General features: G+C 31.6%; 17 protein-coding genes and 3 tRNA genes. 8 read left to right on the top strand and 12 right to left on the bottom strand.

The features are described 5' to 3' along the window. Nucleotides 1–51: 51 nt before the first annotated feature. The gene (locus tag H4V97_RS03445) at nucleotides 52–813 is read right to left on the bottom strand and encodes a C40 family peptidase (protein ID WP_209548920.1); all 762 of its coding nucleotides are present in this window, start codon (nucleotides 811–813) and stop codon (nucleotides 52–54) included. Between the two features lie 71 nt (nucleotides 814–884). Further along, on the bottom strand, nucleotides 885–2,063 hold the full coding sequence (locus H4V97_RS03440; RefSeq protein ID WP_196851267.1) for an acetyl-CoA C-acyltransferase: 1,179 nt from the start codon (nucleotides 2,061–2,063) through the stop codon (nucleotides 885–887). A gap of 229 nt (nucleotides 2,064–2,292) precedes the next feature. Here H4V97_RS03440 and H4V97_RS03435 point away from each other — a divergent pair. The 4 genes from H4V97_RS03435 (at nucleotide 2,293) to H4V97_RS03420 (ending at nucleotide 3,386) form a co-directional block, all read left to right on the top strand. Continuing rightward, nucleotides 2,293–2,376: transfer RNA gene (locus H4V97_RS03435), tRNA-Ser, on the top strand. 87 nt (nucleotides 2,377–2,463) lie between these two features. Next, nucleotides 2,464–2,538, top strand: a tRNA-Pro gene (locus H4V97_RS03430). Between the two features lie 23 nt (nucleotides 2,539–2,561). Next, nucleotides 2,562–2,635 (top strand) — tRNA-Arg (locus H4V97_RS03425). Nucleotides 2,636–2,726: 91 nt separating this feature from the next. Then, complete coding sequence (locus H4V97_RS03420; protein ID WP_209548919.1) at nucleotides 2,727–3,386, top strand: M15 family metallopeptidase; 660 nt, start codon at nucleotides 2,727–2,729, stop codon at nucleotides 3,384–3,386. Here the strand turns inward: H4V97_RS03420 and H4V97_RS03415 are convergent, their stop codons facing one another. From H4V97_RS03415 to tsaD, 8 genes are all read right to left on the bottom strand, one after another. Next, complete coding sequence (locus H4V97_RS03415) at nucleotides 3,387–3,953, bottom strand: hypothetical protein (RefSeq protein ID WP_209548918.1); 567 nt, start codon at nucleotides 3,951–3,953, stop codon at nucleotides 3,387–3,389. A 2-nt stretch (nucleotides 3,954–3,955) separates the two neighbouring features. Then, entirely contained in the window at nucleotides 3,956–5,137 is a 1,182-nt protein-coding gene (locus tag H4V97_RS03410; RefSeq protein WP_209548917.1) for a THUMP-like domain-containing protein, read from the bottom strand. Nucleotides 5,138–5,139: 2 nt separating this feature from the next. After that, the gene (locus H4V97_RS03405; RefSeq protein WP_209548916.1) at nucleotides 5,140–6,231 is read right to left on the bottom strand and encodes an AI-2E family transporter; all 1,092 of its coding nucleotides are present in this window, start codon (nucleotides 6,229–6,231) and stop codon (nucleotides 5,140–5,142) included. Between the two features lie 75 nt (nucleotides 6,232–6,306). Further along, the gene (locus H4V97_RS03400) at nucleotides 6,307–7,257 is read right to left on the bottom strand and encodes a zinc metalloprotease (protein ID WP_209548915.1); all 951 of its coding nucleotides are present in this window, start codon (nucleotides 7,255–7,257) and stop codon (nucleotides 6,307–6,309) included. A 1,000-nt stretch (nucleotides 7,258–8,257) separates the two neighbouring features. Continuing rightward, nucleotides 8,258–9,208 (bottom strand): zinc metalloprotease, encoded by a 951-nt coding sequence (locus H4V97_RS03395; protein WP_209548914.1) that lies wholly within the window; start codon nucleotides 9,206–9,208, stop codon nucleotides 8,258–8,260. 515 nt (nucleotides 9,209–9,723) lie between these two features. Further along, nucleotides 9,724–10,362 (bottom strand): DUF4159 domain-containing protein, encoded by a 639-nt coding sequence (locus tag H4V97_RS03390; protein ID WP_209548913.1) that lies wholly within the window; start codon nucleotides 10,360–10,362, stop codon nucleotides 9,724–9,726. Nucleotides 10,363–10,389: 27 nt separating this feature from the next. Next, the gene (locus H4V97_RS03385) at nucleotides 10,390–11,097 is read right to left on the bottom strand and encodes a 16S rRNA (uracil(1498)-N(3))-methyltransferase (RefSeq protein ID WP_209548912.1); all 708 of its coding nucleotides are present in this window, start codon (nucleotides 11,095–11,097) and stop codon (nucleotides 10,390–10,392) included. A gap of 3 nt (nucleotides 11,098–11,100) precedes the next feature. After that, entirely contained in the window at nucleotides 11,101–12,123 is a 1,023-nt protein-coding gene (gene tsaD, locus H4V97_RS03380) for a tRNA (adenosine(37)-N6)-threonylcarbamoyltransferase complex transferase subunit TsaD (protein ID WP_209548911.1), read from the bottom strand. A 209-nt stretch (nucleotides 12,124–12,332) separates the two neighbouring features. Between tsaD and H4V97_RS03375 the strand changes: the two genes are divergently transcribed. The 4 genes from H4V97_RS03375 (at nucleotide 12,333) to H4V97_RS03360 (ending at nucleotide 20,195) form a co-directional block, all read left to right on the top strand. Then, a complete protein-coding gene (locus tag H4V97_RS03375; protein ID WP_317196505.1) occupies nucleotides 12,333–16,760 on the top strand; it encodes a translocation/assembly module TamB domain-containing protein in 4,428 nt (1,475 codons plus the stop codon). A gap of 369 nt (nucleotides 16,761–17,129) precedes the next feature. Further along, entirely contained in the window at nucleotides 17,130–18,116 is a 987-nt protein-coding gene (gene pfkA, locus H4V97_RS03370; protein ID WP_196850953.1) for a 6-phosphofructokinase, read from the top strand. A 77-nt stretch (nucleotides 18,117–18,193) separates the two neighbouring features. After that, a complete protein-coding gene (gene gap, locus H4V97_RS03365; protein WP_209548910.1) occupies nucleotides 18,194–19,198 on the top strand; it encodes a type I glyceraldehyde-3-phosphate dehydrogenase in 1,005 nt (334 codons plus the stop codon). 145 nt (nucleotides 19,199–19,343) lie between these two features. Next, nucleotides 19,344–20,195, top strand: a complete 852-nt coding sequence (locus H4V97_RS03360) for an N-acetylglucosamine kinase (RefSeq protein ID WP_209548909.1) — start codon at nucleotides 19,344–19,346, stop codon at nucleotides 20,193–20,195. Between the two features lie 24 nt (nucleotides 20,196–20,219). On the opposite strand, the gene H4V97_RS03355 is transcribed toward H4V97_RS03360, so the two are convergent. Together H4V97_RS03355 and H4V97_RS03350 are read right to left on the bottom strand one after the other, a co-directional pair. Next, nucleotides 20,220–20,600: a RidA family protein gene (locus H4V97_RS03355; RefSeq protein WP_209548908.1), complete on the bottom strand. Its 381-nt coding sequence runs from the start codon at nucleotides 20,598–20,600 to the stop codon at nucleotides 20,220–20,222. A gap of 57 nt (nucleotides 20,601–20,657) precedes the next feature. Next, on the bottom strand, nucleotides 20,658–23,411 hold the full coding sequence (locus H4V97_RS03350; RefSeq protein WP_209550263.1) for a putative LPS assembly protein LptD: 2,754 nt from the start codon (nucleotides 23,409–23,411) through the stop codon (nucleotides 20,658–20,660). Between the last annotated feature and the right edge of the window lie 3 nt (nucleotides 23,412–23,414).

Below are 23,414 nucleotides of genomic sequence, written 5' to 3'. Positions count from 1 at the left end.
AGACAATAAAAAAAACCTATCTTGAAAATAATTCTTGATAGGTTTTTTTAGTTATATAATTTTCTTGATGACTCGAAGTTTATGCGTGTGTTTGTTTGTTTCGGAATTAAATATTCCCAGATGATCCAATCGATCCACTCTAACTTTTCCGCTGGCATGAATGATATAATTGTCATCCATAATTATTCCTACATGGATAATATTACCTTCTTCATTGTCAAAAAAAGCTAAATCTCCAGGTTCACTTTCTTCAATAAAACTTAAAGCTTCTCCTTGGGTTGATTGTTGTGAAGCATCCCGTAATAATTTGTAACCGTTTAGTTTGTAAACCATTTGGGTAAAACCCGAACAATCAATTCCAAAAGGAGTTTTTCCTCCCCAAAGATATGGGGCATTTAAATACATAAATGCAGTGTTAATCAAGTGTTCTTTGTTTTTTTCTCCGCTGGTCCTTGTTCCTTCAAAATCAAAATTGGAAGTATTGATCTCATTGTGATTTATAAATGATAAAGAGGAGCCCAAAGGAATTGGAATCAATAAATTTGATGGAGCGGTTACGTATTCTATTAAATCAGCATTTAGAATAATAGCCTCTGTGGATAATTGATTAAAACTTGATTCAGAAATTAATTGAAACTGTTTAGAATCAACCCAGCCTTCATAACCATCATATTGCATTTTGATAAAAGACCACTGCTTGAGTTGTTCCAAAATTTCAAAATGTTCGCCAAATAAAACTTGAGAAACAATTTCGCTTTTATCACTGGCTTCAAACCGAAGTGGTATCATAGCAAGATTACAAATTCCAAACATCTATGTTAAATTATGAGTTAAGAGTTATGAGTTATAAGTATCAAAACTCATAACTCACAACTCATAATTATTTAAATTCTTTCAATAACAATTGCCGAAGCACCACCACCACCATTACAAATTGCAGCCGCACCGATTTTACCATTGTTTTGTTCTAAAACATTTAACAAGGTTACAATGATTCTTGCACCCGAACAACCTAGCGGATGTCCCAGGGAAACGGCACCACCATTTACATTGACTTTGGTTTCTTCTAGTCCCAGGATTTTCGAATTAGCCAAACCAACTACAGCAAAAGCCTCATTAAATTCAAAATAATCAACGTCACTGATGGATAGTCCTGCTTTCTCTAACGCTTTAGGTATCGCTTTTGAAGGACTCGTAGTGAACCATTTTGGCTCTTGAGCTGCATCAGCATAACTTTTTATGTATGCTAATGGTTTCAATCCTAATGCCAATGCTTTTTCTTCACTCATCAAAACTATTGCAGCAGCTCCATCGTTAATGGTAGAAGAATTTGCGGCTGTTACCGTTCCTTCTTTAGTAAATGCTGGATTTAAAGATGGGAATTTATCAATTTTTACATTTGTAAATTCTTCATCTTTAGAAACGATAATTGGATCGCCTTTTCTTTGTGGAACAGCAACAGGAACTACTTCATTGTCGAATTTCCCGTCTGCCCATGCCTTAGCGCTACGCTCATACGATTGAATTGCGAAGTTATCTTGATCTTCTCTCGTAAAGTTATATTCAGAGGCACATAAGTCTGCACAGACACCCATAGCATTGTTGTCATACGCATCAGACAACCCGTCTCTTTGCATTCCGTCAATCATGGCTGTTGGACCAAATTTTGTTCCATTTCTCAAATGCATATAATGCGGAATCAAACTCATGTTTTCCATTCCACCTGCAACAACAATTTCAGCATCGCCGCACATAATAGCTTGTGCACCCATCATTACTGATTTCATTCCAGAAGCACAAACTTTATTAACAGTTGTGCAAGTAACACTATTTGGTAAACCAGCAAATATTGCCGCTTGACGAGCAGGAGCTTGTCCTACGCCAGCTTGAACAACATTACCCATAAATACTTCATCAACTAAATTTGGATCTAAATTAATTTTTTCCAAAGCACCTTTTATAGCAATTGCACCTAATCTCGGCGCAGCAACTGTAGATAGGGCTCCCATAAAACTTCCGATAGGTGTTCTAACGGCAGAAACAATAACAACTCTTTTGTTCATGATCTTTATAATATTAGTTTATGAAGCAAATTTAACCTTTTTTAAACAATTTCATATTTTGATTGCTTCATTATATTTTTTAAATATTTATTTATCTCTATATGTTTGATTGTGAAGTGTTTTTATAAAAAGCTTCAAAAATATTAAAAAAAAGCCCTCAAATACTTGTGAGTAACGTAAAGTTGTCTTAAATTTGCAACCGCAAAACAGGACACGTTTCCTTGAGTTTGGAGGGGTGCCAGAGTGGTAATGGAGCAGTTTGCTAAACTGTCACCGAGTAATCGGTGCCAGGGTTCGAGTCCCTGTCCCTCCGCTTAATAATTTTTGTTTCAAAATGTAGCGTTTTGATTATAATCTCAAGAGATTTTTACAAAAATCATTAAAATAATATTATGTTTTTCGGGGTGTAGCGTAGCTCGGTTATCGCGCCTGCTTTGGGAGCAGGAGGCCGCAGGTTCGAATCCTGCCACCCCGACTATATTTTTTTACATGAGCAATGGAGGCATAGCTCAGCTGGATAGAGCACCTGCCTTCTAAGCAGGCGGTCGAAGGTTCGAATCCTTCTGCCTTCACAAAAACCGATACTTTAATTAGTATCGGTTTTTTTATTTCTATATTTATTGTAAATCCTTAAATTATCTTATTTTTATAAAAAATAATATTATGACTTTCTGTTTTAAACCGTTCATACTTCTTTGTTTTATTTTTTTGATCGTTTCCTGTAAAGCACAAAGTACGATTCCTATTGTTATAGAGAAAAATAGTTCAGTTATAAATGATACTACATTTGTAAACTTAAAAGACTATAGTACCGACTTTGTGTATGATATGAAATATGCCACAACCGATAATTTCCTTAAGCGAAAAGTTTATGATTGTGGGGAATGTTTTTTACGTTTAAAAACGGTACAAGCTTTAGTGGAAGCGAATCAAAAGTTTATAAATAAAGGATATAAAATCAAAATTTTTGATTGTTACCGTCCATTAGATATTCAGAAGAAAATGTGGGCGATTGTTCCCAATCCGGAATATGTAGCCAACCCCAATAAAGGTTCGATACATAATAGGGGTGGAGCGGTTGATATCACTCTTGTAGATGCAAATGAAATCGAATTGAATATGGGAACTCCCTTTGATTTTTTTGGTAAAAAGGCGAGTCATAATTACACCAACTTATCGCAAGAGATAAAAGAAAATCGACTTTTATTAAAAAGAATAATGACAGAGAAAAATTTTAATTCATTTGATTCCGAATGGTGGCATTATAATTTAAAATCAGGATTGAATGACGCAGTTTCTAATGTCAAATGGAAATGTGATTAATTATTCTACACAGCGGATCGTGTTAATGAAGTAATTTTCGGGTTGGTAAACTACATTATCTAACTCAGATGTAAATTCTTTTTTGATTACATAATCTTCAGTATCGGTTAAATATTTAATTCGCATCATAGATATCGGTGAACTTTTCAACTCCTCAAAGCTATCTTTCATAAACATAAAACTTGCGGTGATTACTCTGTTATCGTAATTTTTGTCATCCCGAATCATCGCACCACAATTTTCTTCATCAATATGAATCAAGGTGACGATTTTTCCATTGTTTAATTGTAAAAATAATTTCGAATTTTTATCAAAACAATTGGCTTTCAAGAAATCTTTGCTTTTTTGAATCAATTGTACATTTAATGTAGGTAAATTATCGGTCAATGCTAATGAAAAAAAGATATAACTGGCAGTACCACCAAAATTTTTCTCACATATCATATATTCTTTCGTGGATTTATATTTTCCAATAGAATCGGTCACGTTTACACTATAGTCGCATGGTTTTTGCGCAAATGAACTAAGGGATAAGAAGAATAAAGTGATTGTAAGCAGGTGTTTCATTTTTATTTGATTTTTGTGCAAATTAATACTATTTTATGATTATTTAGATCAGTTGTAAAAAAACAATAGACATTCCCTCCGTCTTTTATTTTCCATTTTTTTCGAATACTTTCAACTGCATCTGGAAAATTTCGAGTGGTTATATTGGCTTGTTTACTTTCTAAAAAGATTTTCATTTCCGTTTTACTGTATGCGATGGAATTTTGAATTTCAAAAACTCTTCCTGGAAAAGGAATTAAAACTTCGGATGTATATAAATGGGAATGTTTATGGAGTTTGTTTAGATTATAAAACGACCCGACTTCATCAAATCCTCCCGATTTCATGATAGCGCTATTCGGCTCGTATAGGTATTTTTGTGGTAAACTATAATGGGCTAATTCGGATTCTTGGTTTAAAATAAAATCGAAATGCTCAGTTTTATCCTTTGTAATATTGATGGCTTTTAAAGTTACGGGTCCGGAAAAATCTTTGTGTAATTCCCATAGCAGTTCTTTTACTTCATTTTCCAGTGCTACAATATGAACGGTCTTTACATTTTTTAATTCTAATAAACCAGCCGAAATATCCAATAAAGGAGCTGTTTTTATTAAAATTGAGTTTGAATTTTTAAAATAGAAATCTAGATTTTCAGGAACATTTGGCAAACAATCCTTTAGCATGAATACTTTACCTTTTGCATCATTTCTTCTGGAAGGATCAATGTATATCCAATCCCAATACTTATTTAATGAAGTTAAAGTCGCTAAACTATCTCCCGCATAACAATTAATATTCTTTGTGTTTAATTGTCTAAAATTGTGTTTTACCAAATTTGATAGTTCCGGATTAATTTCGCAATGAGCAACTGCTTTTATTTTTTTTGCAAAATAATAATCATCTACACCAAAACCTCCAGTCAAATCAATTAAGCTATCGCCTGAAACAATAGTCGATTTGTAAAAAGCTGTTTTTTCGGATGAAGTCTGTTCAACTGAAATTTTAGTTGGATAAATGATATTTTCTGTAGAAAACCAGGTGGGAAGTTTACCTTTAGCTTTCGTTTTAGCCTCTATTTGATTCAAAATAGAAATCCATTGCACTTCTGGAAAAGGATTTTTTTTCAGCGCTAATTTTGAAATAGAACCCCCTATATTTTTTACGATAAATTCTTGAATTTCAACATTTAGAATATGTAGATTCAAAATTAAATGTTTTTAGTTAAAAGTTGAATGACTTTGTTCTCGGGGAAAAATTCTTTACCTATTACCTTTAGAATTGTATAAAGCGGAACAGCGATAATCATTCCTAATATCCCGAAAAGAAAGCCTGCTATTAATATAACAAGAAATATTTCTAAGGGATGTGAACTGACACTTTTCGAAAATATTATTGGCTGTGATAAATTATTATCAATAATTTGTACTATCCAGAAACCGATTAATACGTAAATTGTAGTTGGCAAAATTTCTGTTTGAAAGTCACTTCCTAAATTGCTAAGCATCGTTAGAATTGCTGCTAAAATAGAGGCAATTAATGGACCGATGTATGGTATGATATTTAAAACAGCACAAAGAAAAGCAATGACAATTGCATTTGGTGCACCAAAAATAAGCAGAACAATCAGGTACAAAATGAATACAATAAATAATTGGAGCAACAATCCAATAAAATAGCGAGATAATAAAATGTTTATTTTTTCTAATGAGTGTAAAATTTGGTCCTCATGCGAGTCTGGAATTAATTTTTTTGCGCCCACGATGAACAATACTCGATCTTTAAGAAAGAAAAAAGTAATGAATAAGACGGAAGCTAATCCTATTCCGAAACTACTTATGGTTCCAAGTATTGTATTTAAAAAATTTGGAATAAAATTAAAATTTATTTTCGAAGTAACATTTGCTTCTTTGAGCATTTTTGCGGAGTCGATCTGATGACTCTCTAGAAAAATAGAAATTTTATTGATTAATTGAAGTATGCTTTTTTCAATCTCAGCGGTATTCAACAGAGATAAATTTTGACCTTGTGTTAAAATCAAAGGAATAAATAGCATTATGAATCCAGCGACAATGAGAATAAAAATAAACAGTGTTGCTATAGTTGCAAAAACATGATTGAATTTTAATCGTCTTTTGAAAAAATCTAATATTGGATTTCCTATTAAAGTAAGAATTAAAGCTACAACGAGATAAATTAGAACAGATTGAATTTGATATAAAAAATATAGAGAAAGTGCTGTTAAAACAATTACTGTTACTGCTTTTAAAATTCCGGTAGCTATAATTTTTGATGTTAGCATTAATTTTTTTTTAGGGAATAAAGATAAAAAAACTCGCTAACAAGTAGCGAGTTTTATATTCTAAAATCTAAAAAATTATATTCCGAAACCAGCTCTAGCTCCACCTGTTACGAATAACGGAGTGATTCTAGATTTTTGACCATTTGTGAACATATACATTCCTCTGTCATCAGTATAATCCATATAGTTCATTGTCATTTCATTGTGAGCAGGAAGACAAGTACTAACGTATGGGTAAACAGGAACTCCAAAGTTTGAAGTCTTGTGAACTGGAGTGTCAGAAACTAAATCATTTCCACAAGATGCATCACCCCAAATATGTCTAAGGTTCATCCAGTGACCTACTTCATGAGTTGCTGTTCTTCCTAAGTTGTAAGGAGCACTTGCTGCACTAGATAATCCAAAATAGTTTGAGTCAATTACAACTCCATCAGTTGCTAATGATCCACCAGGAAATTGAGCATAACCTAAAATTCCACCACCAATTGTACAAGCCCACATATTCAGCGTATTGCTTGGTGATGTTGGATTTATACCACCTCTTTTCGCATTTTTCATTACATCGTTAGTTCCCCAAGATGTTTTTGTAGTTGATTTTCTGATAATTTGTTTTAATTCAAAAGTGATATCAACATTTGCAGCAACTCCAGCAAACTCAGCAGGAGTAGAAGCGAAATCAGGGTTTGAAGCAGTGAAATCTTTGTTTAATACATCTATTTGTGATTGTATTTGAGCATCAGAAATATTTTCAGCTGCAGTTCTGTACAATACATTTACTACTACTGGAATTACAATTTTACCAGCTACTAAACGGTTAGTCAACATTGCTTTTTGTGTAAAAGCTTCAATTTGGTTCATTCTTAAAGCTAAAGTTGGATCAGCTTTCATTTGTTCTGCCAATACATCTTGAGAAGCACATGAACGACGTGCAGTAGCATTTGCTGCTAGAGCTGTCGATTCTGTTTGGTCGTTTTGACAGGAGAAAAGCATTAAAAATGCAGTTGCAGTTAAAAGAATTTTTTTCATAATTAATTAGGATTATTTGTTGTAAAACATTGGTTTTGGTTAATACTATTGCAATTCTATAACAATTTTTTGAATAAAAAAAATATAATTTAAATTAAAAGATACTAATTAGAGATAATGTTGTTCTTAAGGTATTATAATCAATTTTATTAAAAGAACTTATGCTAAATTCTTTAAAATAATAATTGAAATTTGAACTCTATATATTCTACTTTATACTGCAAAATAAGTGACTATTTGATTGTTCGGCTTCTAGAATATTTATTTTGATAGCCCATTTTTAAAGAACAATTTCATAATTGCTTGTCTATTAATAGTAGGGTACATTTTTTATTTTGAATTCAAAATTTAATCTTCATGACGATTTGGAATTAATATTTATCACCAACAAAAACTTCAATCTCTATTTTTAAAAGAAAAAAATGATAGATAGGATAGTGTCTAATCCTATTCCAATACTGTTAATTTTAACTATCATTTCTTTTAAAAAGTTAGAGATAGTATTGAAATTTATCTTAGAGGTACTATTTAATTCCTGTTAAGACTTAATGGAAGCAATTTGGTATTGCCAAAAAATAAATTGAATTTTTGAATTGGAATATGTTTTTTTAATTCCCGCAGTATTAAGCCGCGATAGGTTTTGCCTTGGAGGAAAATTAAAGGAGCGAAGTTCAATGAAAAAAAAGAAAGTGATTCGCATGAAAATAAACAAATTTGCTCTCGTTGCTATAATAGAGTTAAACTTTAATCTCGTTAAAAAAAAGTATAAAATTTGAGCTCTGTTCATTGTATGTATAAAAGATACAACTATATAAATGAGTACCCATTAAATTTTGTAAAATAATAATATAATTGAACCAATGAATTCTGTATTTAGTAATGCTGCTGTAAAGCCCTTTAAAATGGTTTTTGATGTAATCATATCGCTTTTTTAGATTATGAAGATTAAAAAAAAACTCGCTAACAAGTAGCGAGTTTTAAAATCTAAAAAACTAAAAATTTATATTCCAAAACTAGCTCTTGATCCGCCAGAAACAAATAAAGCAGCCATTCTTGATTTTTGTCCGTTAGAGAACATGTACATTCCTCTGTCATCTGTGTAATCCATGTAGTTCATTGTCATTTCTACAGGAGTTCCAGAACAAGTGCTGTAATGAGGGTAAGCAGGAACACCATAATTAGCGTCATTGTGTGTAGGAGTATCAGAAACTAAATCACTTCCACAGTTAGCATCTCCCCAAATGTGACGTAAATTCATCCAGTGACCAATTTCATGTGTAGCTGTTCTTCCTAAATTATAAGGATAAGTAGCCGTTCCAGTAGTTCCTATGTATTTAGAATCAATAGCAACACCATCTGTTGAAGATGATCCTCCAGGAAACTGAGCATATCCTAAAATTCCACCACCAATTGTACAAACCCAAAGGTTTAATTTTGTCGTTGGAGATGTTGGCGCTATACCACCGTAGGTAGTTTTTTTCATTGCATCTGATGTTCCCCAAGATGTATAAGTAGTTGATTTTCTTATTACTTGATCTAAAACAAAAGAGATTCCTACGTTCGCTTTAACTCCAGAAAATAAGGAAGGAACGCTATTGAAATCAGAGTTGCCTGCGTTATAATCTTTGTTTAATACATCAATTTGAGATTGAATTTGTGTTAATGAAATATTTTCTGAAGTAGTTCTGTAAAGAACATTTACTACTACTGGAATTTGAACTTTCCCGTTTACTAAACGGTTAGTCAACATTGCTTTTTGTGTGAATGCTTCAATTTCATTCATTCTTAAGGCTAAAGTTGGATCCGCTTTCATTTGGGCTACCAATACATCTTGAGAAGCACATGAGCGACGTGCAATAGCATTTGCTGGTAAGGTTGTAGATTCTGTTTGGTCGTTTTGACAAGAAAAAAGCATTAAAAATGCTGTTGCAGTTAAAAGAATTTTTTTCATAATTAATTTAGATTATTTGTTATAAAACATTGGTTTTGGTTAATAATAATGCAATTATATAACAATTTATCTAATAAGTTTATATTTTTTAAATAAAATTTATTAATTAACTAAAACGTTGTATTTATTATAGTAGAATTAATTTTCTTAAAAGAACTCTGACTAAATTCTATAAAATAATAGTTGAAGCTTGAACTCTAGCGATTCACCAATATAACTGATTACAAAAATATTTGATATTTGTGCTTGTTGTTAATTTACTGACAGAGACAATTTCTAAAGAAATAATTTCATAATTATTTCTTTGTAAATAATAATTAGATTTTTTTTATTGAATTATTTAGAAATCAGATTTGTGAGGTGTTATTCGGGGATTTAGATGTCTATTTTTATACCAAATGATCTCTATTTCTGAATAAATACTTCCTGTTTTTTAGCAAAAAATGTTGCCAAATAATAGGATAATAAGAAGCGCTTTTTAACGGAATATCGTTATAATATAACTGTCTGTTTTATTAATAATTAAAGATATAATTGATAATATTGGCACCCATTTTTAGTGCTTTTTCTCGAACTTCAATGGGGTCATTGTGCACTTCCGGATCTTCCCATCCATCGCCTAAATCACATTCGTAGGTGTAAAGAAGCACTAATTTGTTTTCTATAAATATGCCGAAAGCTTGCGGTCTTTTTCCATCATGCTCATGTATTTTAGGTAATCCACTGGGAAATAGATACGGTTTTTGAAAAATTATATGATTTGCAGGAAGTTCAACCAGATCATTATTTGGAAATATTTTTTTGATTTCTTTTCGGATGTATTGATCCATTCCGTAATTATCGTCAATATGAAGAAACCCTCCCGCTAATAAATAATTTTTGAGATTAGAAACATCAGCTTCGCTAAATACTACATTTCCATGCCCGGTCATGTGAACGAACGGGTAGGAAAGTAAATCGGGACTGCTTGGCTCTACTGTTGCTGGTTTGGGTTTTATTTTAGTATTTATATTAGCATTGCAGTATCTGATTAAATTGGGTAATGAAGTTGGATTAGCATACCAATCCCCGCCACCGCTGTACTTTAATAAAGCGATTTCCTGCGAATAAGAAGTGATAGAAATTAGTAATAATATGTAATATATTTTTTTCATAACTATATTTCAGGAAATTAGTATTTATTATACTTCGTTAACAAAAACAACACTGTGACAAGCTACAATAGCTGCAGATTCAGTTCGTAAACGTGTGTTTCCCAAAGAAACCGGGATGTAATTATTTTCAAGTGCTGCTTCAATTTCTTTTTCAGAAAAATCTCCTTCAGGACCTATTAAAATTGTGATATTTTCATTAGGTTCTAAAACTGATTTCAATGTTTTTTTATTGGTTTCTTCACAATGGGCAATCAATTTTTTTCCTTCATTTTTAAGTTTTACAAACTCTTTGAAAGTCATGGCTTCATTCAATTTTGGAAGAAATAGCTCATTGGATTGCTTTAAAGCAGTCAATATGATTTTATCAAATCGTTCCGTATTGATCACTTTTCTTTCGGAACGGTCACAAATAATTGGTGTAATTTCATGAATACCAATTTCTACTGCTTTTTCGAGAAACCATTCGTAACGATCATTCATTTTAGTTGGTGCAACAGCTAAGTGCAAATGAAATTTTGAAGGTGCTGACTTTTCAAAAGAAAGAATTTTTACGGTGCATTTACTATCAGACGCTAACGTGATTTCTGTTTTAAATAAAAAACCTAAACCATTGGTAACGTATAATATATCAGTATCTTTTTTTCGCAATACTTTTATGATATGTTTGCTTTCTTCTTTGTCAAAAGAAAAGGTTTCAGTGGTTTCGTTGATATTTATATTGTAAAATAATTGCATAATTTAGAATTGTATTCTTGCTTTAGAAACTACAGAGGAAGTTTCGAAAATTTTAGTTAAAAATTTTTGGTAACCTACAATTCCAATCATTGCAGCATTATCCGTGGTGTATTCAAATTTAGGAATAAATGTTTTCCATCCATATTTATTCTCCGTTTCTTTTAATGTTGTTCTTATTCCTGAATTTGCAGAAACTCCTCCTCCAATCGCAATTTGCTTAATTCCGGTTTCCTTTACCGCCAACTTTAATTTATCCATTAAAATTTCAACAATTGTATGTTGTATTGAGGCACAAATTTCATTTAGATTTTCGTCAATGAAATTTGGGTTTTCTAACTTTTTCTTTTGAATAAAATATAAAATGGCAGTTTTTAAACCAGAAAAACTAAAATCTAATCCGGGTACTTTTGGTTTTGTAAAAGCGAAAGCATTTGGATTTCCTAGTTGGGCATATTTATCAATCAAAGGGCCACCAGGATAGGGAAGACCCAGTATTTTTGCACTTTTGTCAAAAGCTTCGCCAACAGCATCATCTGTGGTCTCGCCTATAATGACCAGATCAAAAAAATCATTTACTTGCACAATTTGAGTATGTCCGCCACTAATTGTTAGTGCCAAAAAAGGGAAAGTTGGTTTTTCAAATCCTTCTTCATCAATAAAATGAGCCAAGATATGAGCATGCATGTGATTTACCGCTATTAAAGGGATTTGTAGCGCTAGCGCTAATGATTTTGCGAATGAACTTCCTACAAGTAACGATCCCATCAATCCAGGTCCTTGAGTAAACGCAATTGCTGATAACTGTTCTTTTTGTATATTTGCTTTGCGAAGTGCGGCATCAATTACAGGAACAATATTTTGCTGATGCGCACGAGAGGCAAGTTCCGGAACCACGCCGCCATATTGTGTGTGAATTAGCTGATTAGCAACAACATTTGACAATACTTTGTCGTTTTGTAAAACAGCTGCCGCTGTGTCATCACATGAACTTTCGATAGCGAGAATAAAAACCTCAGGATTTTGCATAAAAAGGCACAAATTTTGAATTATATTTGACGAACTGATTTTAAAATATTTATTTTTACGGCGGAGCCAAAATTAAAGAATTTTTATCAAAGGTACGGCTGTTTCCAAAAGCAAAATAAAATTTTATAAAAATTAAAAAATAAAGAAGTATCAAAAAATTTAGAAAAATAGTATTTCGTTCTATACTTGGACTTATCCTACTTTTATTGGTGCTTGGTATTGCATTGACCACCCCTTTTGTTCAGACTAAAATAGCGCAATATTTTGTCAGAAGTCTTAATAAAGATTTTAAAACTAACATCGCTATTGATGAAGTGGCAATATCCATTTTTGGGGGTGTAAAGTTTAAAAAAGTCTTAATTTTAGATCATCATAAAGATACATTAATCTATTCGAACCGAATAAAAACTACCATTTTAGAAGGGAAAAAACTATTAGACGGCGATTTGATTTTTGGTGACTTGCAGGTAGATGGATTGCTGTTTAATCTTAAAACATATAAAAATGAAAAGCAATCTAATATCGAAAGGTTTATTGCTGCTTTTGAAACTGGTAAGAAATCAACGAAACATTTTTTACTACAATCTACAAAATTACACATAACTAACGGACATTTTATTTTAACTGACGAGAATCGGGTCACACCTATTTCAGTAAATTTCACTAAATTGAATGCTTATGTCAGTGATTTTAAATTATATGGTTCTGACGTGAGCACAATAATCAATAAAATGTCATTTCTTGACCATCGTGGATTATATGTAGAAAATTTAAAATCAAAATTCAGTTATTCAAAAAAAAGTATAAAACTTGAAAATCTTGACTTATTAACCAGAGGATCAAAAATAAAAGGGAATGTCTTTTTAAATTATAAAATAGAAGATTTCTCTAATTTTACTGATAAGGTTCAGTTTAATATAAAACTGGATACGGCTTCAATAGCTTCTAATGATATTCGTTTTTTTTATAAGGAATTAGGTAAAAACCAACAATTTTTTACCAAAGCAAATATTAAAGGAACACTTAATAATTTAAGAATAACAAAATTAAAGTTAATTGATTCTAAAAGTACCCAGATAGTAGGGGATATTAATTTAAAAAATTTATTCGCAAATAAAGAACATGGTTTTTATATGTATGGAAAATTTGAAAAAATTTCCTCCAGTTATGATAAACTTATTGTTATCCTTCCAGATATTCTAGGTAAAAAGTTGCCCACTACATTAAAAAAATTAGGAAAATTTACCGCCGGCGGTACTGCTCGGATTACAACTACTTCAATAGAAGCTGATTTTGCCATGACAACAGAGTTGGGTAAAGTGAAATCTAAGTTGCAAATGAAAAATATTGATTTTATTGACAAAGCATCTTATATAGGAAATGTTGTTTTAGAGGATTTTGATATCGGGACTTTATTTGAAAGAAAAGATATAGGAAGAGTAAGTTTCGATCTAGATGTGGATGGAAAAGGTTTTAAAGAAAAATATTTAGACACATCTGTTAAAGGGGATATTAGTCAAATTGATTATAATAATTACACCTATAGTAATATTGTAGTCGATGGGAAATTTAAGTTACCAAATTACACAGGTCAACTATCTGTTAATGATCCTAATTTAAGCATGACATTTGACGGTTTACTCGATTTGAGTAAAAAAGACAGTCGGTACGATTTTCATATTAATGTAGAAAATGCAGATTTGCATAAATTAAATCTTGTAAAAGACTCTGTTTCTGTTTTTAAGGGAGATGTTGTGGTTCAAGCTTCAGGAAATACAATCGAAAATCTTCAGGGGAACTTATATATCAATAAAACTTCTTATCAAAATGTAAAAGGAACCTATAATTTTGATGACTTCACCGTCAGTTCTATTTTCGACGAAAATAGAGTGCGTACAATCACCGTTAATTCCCCTGATGTTATGGAAGGAGAGATAGTTGGTAAATACGAATTTAGTCAGTTAAAAAACATGATTACTAATTCGTTAGGGAGTCTTTATACAAATTACAAGCCGAATAAGGTAAAAAAGAATCAGTTTCTCAAATTTGATTTTACAATTTATAATAAAATTATTGAGATATTTTATCCAGACATTTCAATTAGCCCCAATACGGTAGTTAAAGGAAATATCAACTCGAATAATAATGAGTTTAAATTAAACTTTAATTCACCAAAAATTGTTGCATCGGAAAATACATTTGATAATATTAGAATTTCGGTGGATAATAAGAACCCTCTTTATAATGCATATATAGAATTAGACAGTATAAAAACTAAATATTATAAAATACGGGATTTTAGTTTGATAAATGTTACAATGAAAGATACTTTATTCTTTCGTTCTGAATTTAAAGGTGGAAATTTAGGGGAAGATTATTTTAATTTAAATTTATACCATACTATAAATCAGGAAAATAAAAATGTTGTAGGATTTAGTAAATCTGAAGCTAAATTTAAGGATTATTTGTGGTTTTTAAACGAACAAGAAACTCCGGATAATAAAATTGTTTTTGATAAATCATTTAAAAATTTCAATATAGATAATATAATATTGTCTCATGAAAATCAGTCTGTTTCTTTGAAAGGAGATATAAATGGTCCGTCCTATAAAGATCTAAAATTGACTTTTACGGATGTTGATCTTAATAAAATTACTCCTGAAAATGATAAATTTGTATTTAATGGAAATATCAATGGAGAAGTAAATTACAAGCAAAATTTAAATGTTTATCAGCCCACCGCGTCGATACAGATTGATCATTTAAATGTAAATAAAACGGACTTAGGGGTTTTAAATTTTGATATCGAGGGTGATGAAAGCTTCAAAAAATTCACCATTAATTCTAATATTGAAAATGAAAATATTGAGTCTTTTAACGCCAATGGAAATTTTGAAATCGTTAATAAAGAAACTCTTCTTGATTTAAAATTAAAATTTGATAAATTTAATTTGGGAACGTTGAGTTCGCTAGGGGGTAATGTATTGTCAAATATTAGAGGATTTGTATCGGGTAATTCAACGATAGCGGGAAATCTTAAAAAACCAGATATTAACGGCCGTCTTTATGTCGATGACGCTGGAATGACTATACCGTATTTGAATGTAGATTATGCGTTGAAAGACAAAACTATCATTGACTTAGCGGATGAAAAGTTTTTATTCAGAGACAATACGCTCAAGGATACCAAATATGGAACAAAAGCATCTTTAACCGGAAGTATTCAACATAAAAATTTTACTGACTGGAAGTTAGATTTGACAATAAATTCAAAAAGACTGTTGGCACTAGACACAAAAGATAGTGAAGACGCGGCCTACTTTGGTACTGCATTTATTGATGGAACGGCAACAATAAAAGGGCCTACTAATGGATTGTTTATAAAAGTTGATGCAAAATCTGAAAAAGGAACGACAATTAAAATACCGATTAATAATGCACAAAGTGTGAGCGATAATAGTTTCATCCATTTTGTGACACCAAAAGAAAAATATAATATTGAAAAGGGAATTTTTGAGAATACTAATAATTATAAAGGGCTCGAATTAGAATTTGATTTGGATATTACTCCAAATGCGGAAGTAGAAGTTATTCTAGACCGAAATACTGGTCACGGAATGAAAGGGAAAGGTTTTGGATCCTTATTGTTTAAAATAAATACATTAGGTAAGTTCAATATGTGGGGGGATTTTCAAGCTTATGAAGGAACCTATAACTTTAAATATGGTGGGTTGATTGACAAAAAATTTGCGGTTAAAAAAGGAGGGTCAATTACCTGGGAAGGGAATCCAATGAAAGCGCAATTAAATTTGGAAGCAGTCTATAGAACAACTGCTAATCCTTCCGTTTTATTAGAAAATTCTTCATTTAATACAAAGGTACCCGTCGAAGTTATCATTGGTGTACGTGGGGATTTAACAAGTCCGGAACCCGATTTTAACATTGAATTCCCAACAGTGAGCAGTGTGTTGAAATCTGAAATACAATACAAATTGAATGATAAGGATGTTAGACAAACTCAAGCTCTATATTTATTATCATCTGGAGGCTTTTTAAGTCCTGAAGGAGTAAATCAATCTGATTTTTCGGGAAGTTTATTTGAAACTGCAACTAGTTTATTAGGTGGTATAATTCAGACTGATAATGAGAAATTTAAAGTAGGATTCAATTTTGTCTCTGCAGATAGAAGGATTGGTAGAGAATCTGACGGAAGATTTATTGCCACTATTTCATCCAAAATTAATGAAAGGATTACCATTAATGGAAAAGTGGGTGTTCCTTTCGGGGGGATCAATGAATCTGCAATTGTTGGAGATGTTGAAGTGCTGTATCGAGTAAATGAAGACGGGACCATGAATTTGCGTCTTTTTAATAAAGAAAATGATATTAACTACATAGGACAAGGCATTGGATATACACAAGGAATAGGGGTATCTTACGAAGTTGATTTTGATACCTTCAAAGAATTTGTCAATAAAATATTCAAAAACCATAAATTAGGAACAGAAATTAAACCTGCTGTGGAAGATCAAGATTCGAGCCCATCACCTGATTTCATTAATTTTTCGAATTCTAAAAAACCTAAACCTAAAAAGGTTGAAAATAATAAAGAAGCTCTTGTTCCTGATGAGGATTAATTTCCCTTGGAAATGTTTTACTTAATTATCTTAATTGTAATAAACGGCATGTATTGCGTAATTGATATTGAACCTCAAAAAATATTTTGAGATAAATTTAGGTATCTCTTATTAAAAATATTCTCTTCTATTTTATATCCAATCTTATAACACTTTTCCTAAAAATTCAATTATTAACAACCTTTAACTGTTAATTGTCAAAAAATAATTGATTTTTTTTTATTTTTGTTAAATAAATCTAAGTTTCTTTTGGTTTTTTAAAAACTTATTAACGAAAACGTTTGAATTTAGCAGGCTATCCTAATTTATTAATAACTCAGTCCTGAAAGTGATGAATGTTTGTTAATTTTACCCTTTAATACTTAAATAATGCCAAAAACAATAAAAAAGGTTGGCGTTTTAACCTCAGGTGGTGACTCTCCAGGAATGAACGCAGCAATACGCTCAGTAGTTAGAACATGTGCGTATCATAACATAGAATGTATAGGAATATATAGAGGGTATCAGGGAATGATTGAAGGCGACTTCAAAGAAATGGGACCTCGTAGTGTGAATAATATTGTAAATAAAGGAGGAACGATTTTAAAATCGGCTCGTTCTACTGAATTCAGAACACCAGAAGGCAGAAAAAAAGCACATGAAAATCTTATTAAAGCAGGAATTGATGCTTTGGTAGTAATTGGTGGTGACGGAACTTTTACCGGAGGTTTATTATTTAATAATGAATTTGGATTTCCAGTGATGGGGATTCCTGGAACTATTGATAATGATATTTTTGGAACAAGTCATACTTTAGGGTATGATACTGCTTTAAACACTGTTGTAGATGTAATTGATAAAATTAGAGATACGGCAAGTTCGCATAACCGATTGTTTTTTGTGGAAGTAATGGGTAGAGATGCGGGACATATCGCTTTGAACGCCGGTATTGGTGCTGGAGCAGAAGAAATTCTTATTCCTGAGGAAGATTTAGGATTGGAAAGATTATTAGAATCATTGCAAAAAAGTAAAGCTTCCGGGAAATCATCTAGTATAGTTGTAATTGCCGAAGGAGATAAAATAGGTAAAAATGTATTCGAATTAAAAGATTATGTTGATGCCAATTTACCTGAATATGATGTGCGTGTTTCCGTTTTGGGTCATATGCAACGGGGTGGTTCTCCATCTTGTTTTGATAGAGTTCTGGCAAGCAGATTAGGAGTGAAAGCCGTCGAATCATTATTAGAAGGAAAATCAAATTATATGGTTGGTTTGCAAAATGATAAAGTGGCGTTAACGCCTTTGGAACAGGCAATTAAAGGAAAAACAGAGATTGATAGAGAGTTATTAAGAGTGTCAGACATTATGTCTACTTAAATAAAAAAATGAAGTTTATTGTGAGGAAATTAGACTTTAAATGAAGTTAAAGAAAAATAAACAAAAAAAAAATTAAAATGTCAAAAGTAAAATTAGGAATAAACGGTTTTGGAAGAATTGGAAGAATTGTTTTTAGAGAATCTTACAATAGAGATAATGTAGAAGTAGTTGCTATCAACGATTTATTAGATGTAGATCACTTAGCATACTTATTAAAATATGATTCAGTTCACGGACGTTTTGCTGGAAAAGTAGAAGTTATTGACGGAAAACTTTTTGTAAATGATAAACATATCAGAATTACAGCAGAAAGAGACCCAGTTAATTTAAAATGGAATGAAGTTGCTGTAGATGTTGTTGCAGAATGTACTGGTTTCTTTACCACTATTGAAACTGCAAAAGCGCACATCACGGGTGGTGCCAAAAAAGTAATTATTTCTGCACCTTCTGCTGATGCTCCAATGTTTGTAATGGGTGTAAATCATACTAAAGCTTTAGCAACGGATACTATCGTTTCTAATGCTTCTTGTACTACTAACTGTTTAGCTCCTTTAGCTAAAGTTATTAATGATAATTTTGGAATCGTTGAAGCATTAATGACTACAGTTCATGCTACTACATCGACTCAGATGACTACTGACGGACCGTCTAAAAAAGACTGGAGAGGTGGGCGTGCTGCATCTTGTAACATAATTCCTTCTTCGACTGGTGCTGCAAAAGCAGTAGGAAAAGTTATTCCAGAATTAGACGGAAAATTAACAGGTATGTCTATGCGTGTTCCTACTACTGACGTTTCTGTAGTTGATTTAACTGTAAAAGTTGCAAAAGAAACTTCTTATGCTGAAATCATGGCTGTTTTAAAATTGGCTTCAGAAACTACGATGAAAGGGGTATTAGGATATACTGAAGATTTAGTTGTTTCTCAAGATTTTGTATCTGACTCTAGAACTTCTATTATTGATGCAAATGCTGGAATTGGTTTGAACTCAACTTTCTTTAAAATCATATCTTGGTATGATAATGAGTATGGATATTCAAGCAAATTAATTGACTTATCTGTACATATTGCAGGTTTAAAATAATTATTTATATTTAAAAAAATCCCGTTATCTTTACATTTGACGGGATTTTATTTTTTGTTTGCTTTTTCAAAATTTAAAATCTTTTTAAATATATTTTTCAATTCGAAAAGCAAAATCTAAAAAACCAAAAATAAAACCAAAAGAAATGAGATTAATAGTTGATAGTGGTTCTACCAAAGCCGATTGGATTGCGATAGATGAAGAAGGAAAAGTATTGTTTACAACACAAACTTTAGGATTAAATCCAGAAGTGCTTGATGGAGACGAAATTATTGAACGTTTGAATGATCGTTTTGATATTTTGCAAAACAAAAAAAACACTACCCATTTGTTTTTTTATGGGGCAGGTTGTGGAACAGATAAAATGAAAATGACGCTTTCACAAATTTTTAAGCATTATTTTCCCAATGCCATTATTTCTGTAGAAGAAGATACTTATGCAGCTGTTTATGCTACAACACCTAAAGGACAACAAGCTATTGTGAGTATTTTAGGCACGGGGTCAAACTGTAGCTATTTTGACGGTAAAGAATTGTATCAAAAAGTACAATCATTGGGGTATATCGTCATGGATGATTGTAGTGGTAATGTTTTTGGGAAAGAACTTATCCGAAAATATTACTTCAATAAAATGCCAAAAGAATTGGCTGAACAATTTGAGAAAGAATATGATTTAGAACCGGATAGCGTTAAAAGTAAATTGTATAAAGAGCCAAATCCAAACGCTTATTTAGCCACTTTTGCGAAGTTCTTAATTCAACATAAAGAAACTGAGTTTTGCAGAAAAATTATCTTCAAAGGAATGAAATCTTTTGTAAAAAATTATATTAAACAATATGACAATTGTAAAGAGGTTCCTGTTCACTTTGTAGGTTCTATCGCATTTTACTTGAAAGAGGAATTACAAGAAACTTTTGATAAATATGAATTGAAACTAGGTAATGTTTTAAGAAGGCCAATTGACGGTCTTATAGCCTATCACATTGCTAATAAATAGAATCTAAATGAAATGCAATACTGCTTAAAGTATTGCAATCATTGAAATTTCTACATTTACATTTTTTGGCAAACATGCCACTTGAACCGTTTCACGTGCTGGAGCGGTTTTTTCGTTAAAATAAGAACCATATACGGTATTTATTTTTCCGAAATCATTCATATCCATTATGAAAATAGTTGTTTTTACAACGTTTTCAAATGTCATTCCCGCAGCTTCAAGAACTGCTTTCATATTTTGCATAACTTGCTCCGTTTCTACCTCAATAGAATCTATAATTAATTCTCCAGTGGCTGGGTTTATTGCAATTTGGCCAGAAGTATAAAGAGTATTTCCTTTAAACACAGCTTGATTGTATGGACCAATTGGAGCCGGAGCATTTTCGGTGAAAATTATCTTTTTCATAAAATAAATGGTTTTGTATTTTAAATATTTTTGTCTATTGAAAAAATAAACAAAGTCTTATCTGTTGGTTCTACTGCGTTTGTCGTATTTTATATCACTTAATACTCCTGCTTTTATTCCAATGAAGAATCCCCAGTTTGCATTTGTACCAAATGGTGTCCAGTTGAAATCCATTCTCCAGCTTAATAAATCTCTTTCGAAACGAAACTGCGTAAATGTTACTCCTTTTTGAACAAAATCATAACCTGTTGAAACTCCTGCTTTCCATTTTGGTGTAATATCAGCATTGGCAGAAATCATTAATGAATTTCCAATAATTTTCTTTTCTCTATTATTGTTTCCGTAAGTAAGCGAATAGGCAAAAGTCATATCCCAAGGTAGTTTAGCATTAAAAAACTCTGAAATTTTATCTTCTCCTTTATCTTCTTCCTCTTCAGTTCCAAATTGACTTTTTCTACTGTCACTTAAATCAGTGTTTGTGCCAAATAAATCATCTTCTCGACCACCATTTCTTTCACTTTGAATGTTTTTATCTTTCTTAGGTTTGTCTTTTTCTTTACTTGATATGGCATAATTCATAGTCATATTCGCACTTGTCATTCGAAACAAACTTCCACCATTGTCAATATTAAAAACATTAATCCTTGTACCTGAATTATTAATCGCGTAAGGATCTAATGTGGCGCCAAAATTTACGTTCATTTTGTTGTTCAATAGCTGTGTTCCACCGCTAACTCGAACGGGTGAAAAAGCAAGAGAGTTGACTCCGTCAGCATCAAAGTTGTAGCTGGTAGAAAGATTCAAGTTATTAAGAAGCATTATTTTTTTTGGTTCAGTCATAGTAGAATCTTTGTCATTGACTTTTGCTTCAAATGTATTGCTTAAATCAAAACCCATAGTGTTAGAGTTACTATTTCCAGGCGCTCCAAAGATACCGGTTTCAAAACGAGAATATTGTTTTATCATTGTTCCGCTGGCATCAGAAGCATAACTATCATAATATTTTTCGAAGCTAGGAGTATAGCCATAAGAAACTGATGGTCGCATGACGTGTCTGATAGATTTTATCTTTTTATCATCACCAAAATTAAAAGTACCATAGATTGTAGTTCCTACACTGGATGAAAAAGAGTAAGTTCTAAAAGCGTCAAAACCGTTTATAGTTTTATCGACTACTTTACTTTGGTCAGTATCATAATTCCGGGTAATAGTTTTTGTATACCATACTTCTCTATAGTTTAAAGAAGAGGAAGCGCTGAAATACTTAAATAATTTGAAATTAGTGCTTAATGGGATCGTGTGCTCAATACCAGTTTTAGCATCTCTGAACATTTGTGGTTTAAAGAATAAAGAGTCAGTTGTTACAAAACTATTTTTACCGCTTAAATTATATTGTAGATTGATATTTTTGATAAAACCTTTTTTAGCACCGTCTTTCCCTACAAATGGATAGATACGATCCACACTTGCCTGAAGTGTTGGTAACGTCATGTTAATTTCTTGCGTCTGTGTATTTTGAGAATGCGTGGCGGTCAAAGACATTCTAGCTTGCGGAATAGTATTGAAAGTTTTACTATAAGAAATAGACGAACTTAAGGTGTTATTAAGATTTGAACCAATATTAGCTTGATTTATTGACTGTCTAAAATATTTACTGCTCCCAAGATTTACAGAGGCGGAGAAACTAGAATTAGGATTTGATTTAGAATCTCTGGAATGAGACCATTGTATATTATATATTTTTTGTTTCGAATAGTCTGGATATCCTCGTTCACTATTTATCAAATTTTCAAATCGTACATTTAAATTACCACGATATTTATACCTGTCGGCATAATTGGATTCAAAACGCATACCGTAACTACCGTTAGTATAATAATCTCCTAAAACAGTTAAATCATAATGATTGTTTAGCGCAAAGTAGTAACCACCATTTTGCAATGAAAAGCCTCTTGTATTAGAGTCACTGTAACTAGGTAAGATTATCCCTGAAATGCTGGTTTCCTTGCTCATTGGAAAAAAAGCAAAAGGTAGGGCAATTGGTGTTGGAACATCGGCAATTACCATATTTGTAAGTCCTGTAACCACTTTTTTGCCAGGAATAAATTTAACTTTGCTGGTTTGAAAATAGTATTCCGGATTATCGACATCTTTAGAAGTAGTAAAACGAGCATTTTTTAAAAAATAAACAGAATCATTTTCTTTTTTTGTAATTTCTGCTTTTACTTTAAATTCGCCTTGCTCCGTTCTTGAATTCCAAATCAAAGCTTTTTTAGTTTTAAAATTAAAGCGAATTGAATCAGGCTCCACAACGTTACTTCCTTGTTTGAAATTAGGATATTGGGTGTAAGCTCCTGTGGAATCTTTTATTCGACCAGCATAAACTTCATTCTTTTCATAGTCCATCACGATAATTCCTGATTTTAATTCTATGTCTTGATAATACAGTTCAGCCTTGTCATATAACGTTATAAGTTTTTTCTTTTGGTCAATCTTAGCGTATTTTTCAGCCCTATATTTTACTTTACCATCAAGAAATGCTTTTTTTTGTTTTATGGTATCGATTTTAATCGAATCATTTTCCTTTTTTATAGTTGCATTAGGTTTTACTGTTTTAACAATAGGCGTTTTGACCTTATCTATTTGTTTACTAGTAGGTATAGCTGTTGCTTTTTTCGTTATATTTTGAGAATATAATTTACCAGATCCTATTGTTAGGAAAATTGATAATAAAACGATATTAAATAAGTTTGTATGCAAAGGTTTAAATGCTATTTTTGTAAAATTATGGCCTGTTTTTTGAAACGTCAAACT

The sequence above is a fragment of the Flavobacterium sp. CG_23.5 genome (assembly GCF_017875765.1).
Lineage (GTDB): Bacteria > Bacteroidota > Bacteroidia > Flavobacteriales > Flavobacteriaceae > Flavobacterium.
Note: the sequence above shows the minus strand (reverse complement) of the source record. Positions and strands in the feature narration are given on the sequence as shown.

Coding starts and splice junctions, on each gene's coding strand:
- H4V97_RS03445 (WP_209548920.1), bottom strand. CDS start 813: ATGTTTGGAATTTGTAATCTTGCTATGATACCACTTCGGTTTGAAGCC.
- H4V97_RS03440 (WP_196851267.1), bottom strand. CDS start 2,063: ATGAACAAAAGAGTTGTTATTGTTTCTGCCGTTAGAACACCTATCGGA.
- H4V97_RS03420 (WP_209548919.1), top strand. CDS start 2,727: ATGACTTTCTGTTTTAAACCGTTCATACTTCTTTGTTTTATTTTTTTG.
- H4V97_RS03415 (WP_209548918.1), bottom strand. CDS start 3,953: ATGAAACACCTGCTTACAATCACTTTATTCTTCTTATCCCTTAGTTCA.
- H4V97_RS03405 (WP_209548916.1), bottom strand. CDS start 6,231: ATGCTAACATCAAAAATTATAGCTACCGGAATTTTAAAAGCAGTAACA.
- H4V97_RS03400 (WP_209548915.1), bottom strand. CDS start 7,257: ATGAAAAAAATTCTTTTAACTGCAACTGCATTTTTAATGCTTTTCTCC.
- H4V97_RS03395 (WP_209548914.1), bottom strand. CDS start 9,208: ATGAAAAAAATTCTTTTAACTGCAACAGCATTTTTAATGCTTTTTTCT.
- H4V97_RS03390 (WP_209548913.1), bottom strand. CDS start 10,362: ATGAAAAAAATATATTACATATTATTACTAATTTCTATCACTTCTTAT.
- H4V97_RS03385 (WP_209548912.1), bottom strand. CDS start 11,097: ATGCAATTATTTTACAATATAAATATCAACGAAACCACTGAAACCTTT.
- tsaD (WP_209548911.1), bottom strand. CDS start 12,123: ATGCAAAATCCTGAGGTTTTTATTCTCGCTATCGAAAGTTCATGTGAT.
- pfkA (WP_196850953.1), top strand. CDS start 17,130: ATGCCAAAAACAATAAAAAAGGTTGGCGTTTTAACCTCAGGTGGTGAC.
- gap (WP_209548910.1), top strand. CDS start 18,194: ATGTCAAAAGTAAAATTAGGAATAAACGGTTTTGGAAGAATTGGAAGA.
- H4V97_RS03360 (WP_209548909.1), top strand. CDS start 19,344: ATGAGATTAATAGTTGATAGTGGTTCTACCAAAGCCGATTGGATTGCG.
- H4V97_RS03355 (WP_209548908.1), bottom strand. CDS start 20,600: ATGAAAAAGATAATTTTCACCGAAAATGCTCCGGCTCCAATTGGTCCA.